We start from the raw sequence: 9,311 nt of genomic DNA on the forward strand, positions 1-9,311 counted from the left end.
GGTCTGCCAGACTGGTCCGGTGGATACCTCGCCGATCGAGCACGCCGGTTCGAACACCGCGACCTATGTCGAGCCCGGCGAATTCAAACGGGACACGAACTACATCACGACCCGGATCACCGCCGACGGCCGCGACGGCTATCCCGTCGAACCGCAGCGTTATCGGCTGATCGCGGCGCGGGCCTGCCCGTGGGCCAACCGCACGCTGATCGTGCGGCGGCTGCTCGGCCTGGAGCAGGTGATCTCGCTGGGGTTGTGCGGGCCGACCCACGACAAACGCAGCTGGACCTTCGACCTCGATCCGGACGAGGTGGACCCGGTGCTGGGCATCCACTTCCTGCGCGACGCCTACCTCGCGCGCGACCCGGAGTATCCGCGCGGCATCACGGTCCCGGCGGTGGTGGACGTGCCGACCGGACAGGTGGTCACCAACGACTACCCGCAGATCACGCTCGACTTCTCCACCGAGTGGACGCAGTTCCACCGGCCGGGCGCGCCGCAGCTGTATCCCGAACCGCTGCGCGCCGAGATCGATCAGGTGAACCGGCGCGTCTACACCGAGGTCAACAACGGTGTCTACCGCTGTGGCTTCGCCGGCGGCCAGGATGCCTACGACGCCGCCTACGATCGGCTGTTCACCGCGCTGGACTGGTTGTCGGAACGGTTGAGCGAACAGCGTTACCTGGTCGGCGACACCATCACCGAGGCCGATGTGCGGCTGTTCACCACGCTGGTGCGGTTCGACCCGGTGTATCACGGCCATTTCAAATGCAATCGGAACAAGCTCACCGAACAGCCCGTGCTGTGGGCCTACGCGCGCGACCTGTTCCAGACCCCGGGCTTCGGCGACACCATCGATTTCACGCAGATCAAGCGGCACTACTACATCGTGCACAGCGATATCAATCCGACCGGGATCGTGCCGAAGGGGCCGGAACTGTCGGGCTGGCTGACACCACACGGCCGAGAAGCACTGGGCGGCAAGCCCTTCGGGGACGGCACCCCGCCTCCGCCGCCCCTGCCGGCGGAGCGGGTTCCGGCCGCCGACTGGGTCTGAGCGTCACCGGGCGGAGGCTGTCCCCGCCTCCGCACCGGATCCGCTCGTGCGTCGTTTCGTCAGGCGGAGGTTCCCGCGTAGGTGCCGAAGCTCCAGAACACGCCTTCGGGATCGCGGCAGGTGAATCCGCGCGAGCCGTAGTCCTCGTCGCGGAGCCCGCGCACGATGGTCGCACCGGCGGCGCGGGCGCGTTCGTAGAGTCCGTCCGGGTCGTCGACGACGATGTACACCGAGCCGGTCCCCGGCGGCTGCTCGCAGAGCGCGGAATCGTCGCGCTGTGAACCCAGCATGATCCCGCCGCCGCCGGGCCAGCCGAGTTCGGCGTGCTGGACCACGTCGGCGGTGCCGTAGCGCGCGACTTCTACGAAGCCGAAGGCACGCTGCAGGAAGTCGATCGCCGCCGGGGCGTCACGGTAGATGAACGTCGGCCACAGCGGGGCGGTCGTCGTCGCGGTACGGGTCGTTGCGGTATCGGTTGTTTCGGTCATGCACCCAGCCTTTCTCGCCCGGGTCCCCGTCGTCTTGGACGAATGGGAACACCTCGCGCGCACGCCACGCCGACGGCGGGCAACCGGCCAGTTCGCGCCACTCGCGGGCCATATGGGCCTGGTCGTAATAGCCGGTCGCGGCGGCCACCTCGGCGATGCTCACCTCGGGGCGGCGCACCATGCGATGCGAGACCTCGAAGCGGGTCAGCCGCGCGGCCTCCTTCGGCGTGATGCCGAACTCGCCGGCGAATCGCGCGGCCAGATGCCTTCTGCTCCAGCCGATCTCGTGCGCCACCCGATCGACCGCGGGTGCGCCGGCGGGGTCGGTCAGCAGCCGCCAGGCCCGGCGGAGATTGGCGTCCATCTCGAGCCGGCGCGCATCGATCGCGGCGACCCGCGCGCAGAAGACCTCGTCCAGCACGGCGAACCGCGCCCGCCAGTCGGAGGTCGCGGCGATCCGCTCCCGCACGCGCTCGGCCTCGGGCCCCAGCAGATCCGATAGATCGACGATCCACTCCCCCAGCTCACCGGCGGGTATGCCGAACAGCGCCCGCGCGCCCAGCGGTGTCACCGCCAGCTGGATTCCGTGCTGGTAGCCGTTGTGCGCGATCAGTGTCGGCCGCAGCGTCAGCCCGCCGGCCAGCGCGTCCCAGCAGCCTCCGGCCTGGTCGGGATGGGAGGACACCGGCACGTCGATCGGTTCGTCGATGGTGAGGATCACCGTGATCGAGGTACTCGGCATGCCGACGTGCACGCCCGGATCGAATCCGCGCAGCAGATAGCCGTCGTAGCGGCCGAGATAGGGCCGCAACGACGGGGCGGGCAACCGGCGCGCTCCCGCGGAGACACCACTCACCCTCTCCACGGTAGGCGGCGCGGAGCCGCGGTGGAACCGGACCCGGGCGCGGTTCGTTGCACGGACGACGGCCGTATCGGCCACCGTCGCCGACTTCGTCCGCGGCCGTCGGATCGGCACCACTAGAGTTTGTGCCGACCGGACGAGAGGGGTGCGTTACCGATGTTCGACAGCGGCGTGGAAAAGGCCGTGCGGTCACTGCTGGACAACGGGGCACAATTGCAGGCTCCCGCGGTCGCGAAGTACGTCGACCGGTTCCGCCGGGCACATCCGGACGAGAGTCCGGCTCAGATCCTCGATCGGCTGGAGAAGATCTATCTCACGACCGTGACCGGCAGCGGCACCGCGGTCGGCGCCACGGCCGCCGTGCCTGGGGTGGGCACCCTGACCTCGCTCGCGGCGATGAGCGCGGAAACCACCTTCTTCCTCGAGGCCTCGGCCGTCTTCACCCTGGCCGTCGCCGCCGTCCACGGCGTCGCCCCCGAGGACAAGGAACGCCGGCGTGCGCTGGTGCTGGCGGTGGTGCTCGGCGAGAGCGGTATGGAGATCGTGCAGCAGAGCGTGGGCCATTCGGCCAAGAACTGGGGCACGCTGCTGGCGGAGCGGATCCCGGGCATCAAGGGCATGAACGAATCGCTGATGAAGCGATTCGTCGTCCAGTTCGTCACCAAGCGCAGCATGCTCATGTTCGGCAAGATCCTGCCGGCCGGAATCGGCGCGGCCGTCGGCGGATTCGGCAACCGCGCCCTGGGAAAGAATGTGATCGGCAACGCGCACAAGGCATTCGGCCCCGCACCGATGCGGTGGTCCGGCCGTACCGCACGCGGTACCGTGATCGACGCCGATCCGCTTCCGGCACTGGGTAATCCGGACGGCACCGCCTCCGGTTCGACGGCCGAGCAGCGATGAGCGCGGCCCGCTCGCTCGCCGTCTCGATCAGCGGACTGCACAAGCAGTTCGAGGGTGTGGTCGCCTTACGCGATGTCGGGTTCTCGGTTCCGGCCGGCACCACCGCGGCCCTCGTCGGCCCGCCCGGGTCCGGAAAATCCACGCTGATCCACATTCTGCTCGGACTGCTGCGAGCCGATTCCGGCGTCGCCGAGACCTTCGACGGCGGCGGGATCGGCGCGGTGCTGCAGCCGCGCGGACTGCACCCGGCCCGGACCGTGCGCGCCCAGTTGCGGGTGTACGCGGCCGCCGCGGGTGTCGACGACGAACGGGTCGACGCCCTGCTCGCGATGCTGCGCCTCGACGAGGCCGCCGCCACGCGGGTGCGGGATGTTCCCGACGGCCTGCGCACGCGGCTCGCGGTGGCGCAGGCACTGCTCGCACAGCCGCGCCTGCTGGTGCTCGACGACCCGTTCGAAGGTCTCGAATCGCCCGAGCGGGCATGGCTTTTCGACTATCTACGGGCTCATGCCCGGCGCGGTGGCACCACCCTGTTCACCTCGCAGAGCCTGGCCACGGCCGTGCCGGTCTGCGATCAGGTGATCGTGCTCTCGGCCGGTTCGGTGGCCTATCAGGGCAGTCCGCGGCGGCTGCGGCGCAACCATCCGGATCGGCTGGTGGTCGCGGCGTCGAGCCCGATCGCGCTGGCCACCACGCTGGCCGCGCAGGGCTTCACCGACGCGGTGATGCGCAGTGACGGCCGACTTGCCGTCGCCGAGGCTTCTCGCGCCGAGATCGAGGCCGCCGCGGCGCTGGCCCGGGTCCATCTCGGCGAGGTGGTGGCCGAACCCGTCCACCCGGATCGGGTGCTGGCCATCCTCACCAAATCGTCCGCGCCGCCGGCCTATCCCGCCCCCGCCCCTGCGACCATGTACGGAACGCGATGATGCTGCCGACCCTGCCCACCGTTCCCGCCGAGGTGAACCGGGCGGCGACCGCCGAACTGCGCAAGATCACCGCGGTGCGCTCCGGCTGGATGCTGCCCCCGGTGCTCGCGGCCGTGGGCTTCGTCGTCGCCTCGGCCTCCGCGTTGCGCGGGTCGGGTCCGCAACCGCGCGAGGCGCTGGTCACCGGGACCGCGACCCTCGGGTTGTATCTGGCGATCGCGGTGGCGGTGGGTGCGGCGGCGATCGGCGGCGCGGTCGCGGCCGGCGACGAATACCGCTACCGCGGCATGGAACTCACCGCGCTGTTCACGCCCGACCGCAACGTGCTCTTCGGCGCGAAAGCCGGTGTGGCCGCGGCCTATTCGCTGGTTCTCGCGGCGTGCGCGGAGATCGGCGCGGCGCTGGGCCTGCTGGCCTTCGGGCGGCACACCGTCGAATTCGGCTGGCGACTGGTGGGGGTGTTCGGCGGCGGCCTGCTCGCGGCGGTGTGCTGGGGCGTGATCGGCGTGGGCCTGGGATTGCTGGTGCGTTCACCCAATCTGGCCGTGATCGCGATGGCGGGATGGCTGTTCATCCTGGAACCGCTGATCTGGCTGGTCGCCAAGGGCGCGGGCATCGCGGGCGTGGTGGTGCTGCTGCCGGGTTCGGCCACCATCGGCTCGGTCGCGGTCGGTTCGTTCCCCGAGAGTCCGTTCCTGCCGCCGAATGCGGCCTCGGCCGTGGTGCTGGTGGTCTGGGCGATCGCCGCCGGGGCGGCCGGTTGGTGGTATCTGCGCACGCGCGACATCTGATTCGACAGCCGATCCGGGTGGAATTTCCCGCACGGGGTGCGGGAGACGCCGGGTGTCGGGGCGCGTCGGTACCGTCGAATCGACATGAACGACACCGAAACCCTCGACCCCGGATCCCGCCGCGACGCCGGCTCGGCCGCGGCGGCACCCTCCCGCCGCGCGCCCGATGCGGGCCGCGGCGGCTGGTTGCGACGGCTCTGGACTGCCTGCGCCGGTCATCCGCGGGTGCTCGCCGGCGTCGTTCTGGCCGTGGTGGCGGGAGCCGGCGCGGAGGCCGCGGCACCCCTGGCCGCGAAGGCCGCGTTGGACCGGGCCCGGGCCGGCGAGGTCGGGGCACTCGCTCCGATCGCCGCGATATTGGTCGCCCTGGCCATCGCCCGCTTCGCTGCGACCTACGGGCGGCGCTGGCTCGCGGGACGGCTGGCGCTCGACGTCCAGCACGAGGTGCGGGTGGACCTGCTCACCGCGCTGCACCGCTACGACGGACCGCGACAGGACCGGTTGCGCACCGGCCAGGTGGTGTCGCGCTCGATCAGCGATCTGCAGTTGGTGCAGGGGCTGCTCGCGATGGCGCCGCTCTCGGCCGCCTCGCTGCTGATCTTCGTCTTCGCCGCGGTGGCCATGCTGGTGCTCTCGCCGCCGCTGGCCCTGGTGTCGTTGCTGACCGTGCCGGTGCTGGCGCTGGTGGTGTACCGGGTGCGGCCGCGGCTGCACGCGGCCACCTGGTCGGCGCAGCAGCGGGCGGCCGATCTGGCCCAGCACGTCGAGGAAACCGTCACCGGCGTGCGGGTGGTGAAGGGTTTCGGCCAGGAATCGCGGATGGTGCGGATTCTGGAGGAGCACGGGCGGCGGCTCTACGCGCACCGGATGCGCGCGGCGCGCATCGATTCCCGGTTCGCGCCGACGGTGTCGGCGATTCCACAGGCCGGGCTGGTGATCGTGATCGCCCTCGGCGGCACGCTGGCGCTGCGTTCGGTGATCGGCGTCGGCACCTTCCTGGCCTTCGCGACCTACGTGACCATGATGGCTTCGAGCACCCGGATCCTGTCCAACGTCCTGGTCATGGCGCAGCTGACCCGGGCGGCGGCCGAACGCGTCTATCAGGTCATCGACGAGGCTCCGGAGACCATCGACCCGCCCGATCCGCAACCGCTGCCGGAGGGGCCGCTAGGGCTGCACATCCGAGGCCTCACCTTCGGATTCGACCCGGGACGCCCGGTGCTGCACGATTTCGATCTCACCGTGCGCCCCGGCGAGACGGTGGCGGTGATCGGACCGGCCGGCTCCGGAAAATCGACGCTGACACTGCTGCTGCCGCGATTCCACGCGCCCGAGTCGGGACGGATCAGCCTCTTCGGGGCGGACCAGGATCCGGAGACCGCCGGGATCGATATCGGGCGGGTGCGGGCCGCCGATCTGCGCGAGGCGATCGGCGTCGTCTTCGACGAGCCGTTCCTATTCTCCGACACCATCTCCGCCAATATCGCGCTCGGCGCACCGGATGCCGGTCCCGAGGAGATCCGCGCGGCCGCCCGGATGGCCGCGGCCGACGAATTCATCCGCGCCCTGCCGGACGGTTACGACACCGTCGTCGGCGAGCGCGGCCTCACGCTCTCCGGAGGGCAGCGGCAACGCCTTGCCCTGGCGCGCGCCCTGCTCGCCGACCCGCGCGTCCTCGTCCTCGACGACGCCACCTCCGCGGTGGACGCCGTCACCGAGGCCGCGATCTTCGACGCCCTGCCCGCCCACGGCCGCACCACGCTGATCCTCGCGCACCGCGAATCGACCCTGGCACACGCGGATCGGGTGATCCGTCTGCCGGGACCGGGCGGCCGTATCGTGGAGCCGGGCCCGGATGGATTCCCGGATACCGAACTCGTTGCGGCTGCCGAGGATTCGAGTTCGGAACCGGATGCGCCGCCGGAGATGCGGGCCGCGCTGGCGAGTCTGGCTCCGGCGACCGAACAACCGGAGCTCGACGATCGCGAGCTGGAACAGCCGGATCCGAAATTCCGGCTGGTGCGGTTGCTGCGGCCGGTGCGCCGGCTGCTGGCGGCCGTGGTCGCGCTGCTGGCCGTGGACGCGGCCATCTCGGTGGCGTTCCCGGCGCTCACCCGATTCGCACTCGACGACGGCGTCGGACAGCATCGCAGCGCCGTACTGGCGGTCGCGGCCGTCGCCGGGGTGGTGCTGGTGGTCCTGAGCTGGGTGGCCGAGGCTCTCAACACCCGGCTCTCGGCGCGCGGCGGCGAGCGGGTGCTGTACGGGCTGCGGGTGCGCAGCTACGCCCACCTGCAGCGACTCGGCCTGGACTACTACGAGCGCGAGCTGTCCGGCCGGATCATGACGCGGATGACGACCGATATCGACGCGCTGTCGACCTTCCTGCAAACCGGGCTGGGCACCGCCCTGATCAGCCTCGTCACGGTCGTGGGCATCGTGATCGCACTGCTGGTGATCGACGCCGCGCTGGCCGTCGTGGTGTTCGTGGCGCTGCCGCCGTTGATCGTGGCGACGGTGTTCTTCCGCCGCGTCTCGGCCTCGGCCTATTCGGCCTCGCGGGAACGGGTGGCCACGGTCAACGCCGACTTCCAGGAGAACGTCGCGGGCCTGCGCGCGACCCAGGCCTACCGCCACGAGGCCGAGGCCGCCCGCCGGTTCACCGACTATTCCGATCGATACCGCCGAGCCCGGTTGCGGGCCCAGCGCGCCATCGCGCTGTATTTCGCGTTCGTGCTGGCGTGGGCGGATCTGGCGCAGGCGGCGGTGGTGTATCTGGGCGCTCGCGAGGTCGCGCACGGCACCACGACGGCCGGCACGCTGGTGGCCTTCGTGCTCTACCTGAGCCTGTTGTTCGGGCCCATCACCCAGCTCTCCCAGGTCTTCGACGGCTACCAGCAGGCCCGGGTGGGGTTGCGCCGCATCGAAACGCTGCTGCACACGCCGTCCTCGATCGCTCCCGATCCGGCCGATGCGGTCGACATCGAGGACGGACTGCGCGGCGACGTGCGCTTCGACCGCGTGACCTTCCGCTACCCCGACGCCAGAACGTCTGCGCTGGAAGATGTTTCGCTGCACATCCCGGCCGGCTCGACCCTCGCGCTGGTCGGAGAGACCGGGGCCGGCAAATCGACGGTGGTCAAACTGCTGGCGCGCCTCTACGACCTTCCCCGTTCGCATCCCGGCGGAGACGGGGCCGGCGCACACTCCGGATCCATTCGCGTCGACGAGATCGATATCCGTGACTACCGGCTCGACCGGTTCCGTGCCCGGCTCGGCGTGGTCCCTCAGGAAGCTCACTTGTTCACCGGCGACGTCGCCAGCAACATTGCATTCGGGAAACCTTGTGCCACATCGGCCGACATCGCCCGGGCCGCCGCGGCGGTCGGCGCACTCGAGATGATCGAGACGCTGCCGCGCGGTATGGCCCAGCCGATCGGCGAGGGCGGACGCGGGCTGTCGGCGGGGCAACGCCAGCTGATCGCGCTGGCCCGCGCGGAGCTGGTGGACCCGGATCTGCTGCTGCTCGACGAGGCCACCGCGGTGCTGGATCCAGCAAATGAGGAAAAGGTGCTGGTAGCGAGCAGATCGCTGGCTCGCGGGCGCACCACGGTGATCGTGGCGCACCGCTTGGCGACCGCCGCGCGCGCCGATCGGATCGCGGTTGTCGCGCACGGCCGGATCGTGGAATTCGGCGCGCACGAGCAGTTACTGGCGGAGCGCGGAATCTATAACCGACTCTGGGAGGCAGCCGATTCCGACGAAGGAATATTCTCGACCGGGGACGAGTCGTCACCTATGAGGCTGGGTCTGTCCGGGGGTGGTTAACCGGACAGTGGCGCGGCGGTGCGCCTACGCATGGCCGCGCTGGGGCACGCTGTCACGGCTGGGCCTATCCTCAGAAAGGGCGCATCGGCGCACATCGTGCCGATCGACCCGTGCCGGGCACGTCACAAACGTCGCAGCGCGAAGAACGAAATGAGGCGAACACCTGCTGTGAGCAGCTCAACATCCCAGTTCGGACAGAACCAGTGGCTCGTCGACGAGATGTACCAGAAGTACAAGCAAGATCCGTCGTCGGTCGATGAGAGCTGGCACGAGTTTCTCGCCGACTACACACCGGAATCGCCGGGTGAGATAGCCAACAGCACTCCCGCCGCCTCCGCGCCGACCGCCGCCCCCAGCGCGCCGGCCACTCCGGCTCCGGCCCCCGGCGAACGGGGAAGGTCGTAGAGGCGCGCCAGCAGTTTGACCACCGTCGATTTGCCGGCCCCGGTCTCTCCG

General features: G+C 70.3%; 7 protein-coding genes and 1 pseudogene. 6 read left to right on the top strand and 2 right to left on the bottom strand.

What is annotated here, in order from left to right; all coding sequences use genetic code 11:
- The first annotated feature begins 19 nt into the window (after positions 1-19).
- Positions 20-1,057, top strand: coding sequence for a glutathione S-transferase family protein (locus tag A5780_RS24640; protein WP_369829548.1), 1,038 nt, complete (start codon positions 20-22; stop codon positions 1,055-1,057).
- A 59-nt stretch (positions 1,058-1,116) separates the two neighbouring features.
- Here A5780_RS24640 and A5780_RS24645 read toward each other — a convergent pair whose 3' ends face one another.
- Positions 1,117-1,545, bottom strand: coding sequence for a VOC family protein (locus A5780_RS24645; protein ID WP_063019541.1), 429 nt, complete (start codon positions 1,543-1,545; stop codon positions 1,117-1,119).
- The gene (locus A5780_RS24650; protein WP_082857482.1) at positions 1,466-2,401 is read right to left on the bottom strand and encodes an AraC family transcriptional regulator; all 936 of its coding nucleotides are present in this window, start codon (positions 2,399-2,401) and stop codon (positions 1,466-1,468) included. The genes A5780_RS24645 and A5780_RS24650 overlap by 80 nt, the downstream gene beginning before the upstream one ends.
- A gap of 162 nt (positions 2,402-2,563) precedes the next feature.
- On the opposite strand from A5780_RS24650, the gene A5780_RS24655 reads away from it, so the two are divergent.
- From A5780_RS24655 to A5780_RS43225, 5 genes and pseudogenes are all read left to right on the top strand, one after another.
- Positions 2,564-3,310 (top strand): hypothetical protein, encoded by a 747-nt coding sequence (locus A5780_RS24655; RefSeq protein ID WP_051755786.1) that lies wholly within the window; start codon positions 2,564-2,566, stop codon positions 3,308-3,310.
- A complete protein-coding gene (locus tag A5780_RS24660; RefSeq protein ID WP_064909711.1) occupies positions 3,307-4,236 on the top strand; it encodes an ABC transporter ATP-binding protein in 930 nt (309 codons plus the stop codon). The genes A5780_RS24655 and A5780_RS24660 overlap by 4 nt, the downstream gene beginning before the upstream one ends.
- A complete protein-coding gene (locus tag A5780_RS24665) occupies positions 4,233-5,027 on the top strand; it encodes an ABC transporter permease (RefSeq protein ID WP_104364014.1) in 795 nt (264 codons plus the stop codon). Before A5780_RS24660 ends, A5780_RS24665 begins: the two co-directional genes overlap by 4 nt.
- 84 nt (positions 5,028-5,111) lie before the next feature.
- Positions 5,112-8,855: an ABC transporter ATP-binding protein gene (locus A5780_RS24670; RefSeq protein WP_064909712.1), complete on the top strand. Its 3,744-nt coding sequence runs from the start codon at positions 5,112-5,114 to the stop codon at positions 8,853-8,855.
- Between the two features lie 150 nt (positions 8,856-9,005).
- Positions 9,006-9,155: pseudogene (locus A5780_RS43225) on the top strand (hypothetical protein); the annotation flags it as partial.
- Positions 9,156-9,311: the final 156 nt, after the last annotated feature.

This window comes from Nocardia sp. 852002-20019_SCH5090214, from assembly GCF_001665865.1.
In the GTDB taxonomy this organism is placed as follows: Bacteria; Actinomycetota; Actinomycetes; order Mycobacteriales; family Mycobacteriaceae; genus Nocardia; species Nocardia nova.

What these genes read in the sequence shown, in the direction of transcription:
- A5780_RS24645 (WP_063019541.1), bottom strand. Translation starts at nt 1,545, where the DNA reads ATGACCGAAACAACCGATACCGCAACGACCCGTACCGCGACGACGACC.
- A5780_RS24655 (WP_051755786.1), top strand. Translation starts at nt 2,564, where the DNA reads ATGTTCGACAGCGGCGTGGAAAAGGCCGTGCGGTCACTGCTGGACAAC.
- A5780_RS24660 (WP_064909711.1), top strand. Translation starts at nt 3,307, where the DNA reads ATGAGCGCGGCCCGCTCGCTCGCCGTCTCGATCAGCGGACTGCACAAG.
- A5780_RS24665 (WP_104364014.1), top strand. Translation starts at nt 4,233, where the DNA reads ATGATGCTGCCGACCCTGCCCACCGTTCCCGCCGAGGTGAACCGGGCG.
- A5780_RS24670 (WP_064909712.1), top strand. Translation starts at nt 5,112, where the DNA reads ATGAACGACACCGAAACCCTCGACCCCGGATCCCGCCGCGACGCCGGC.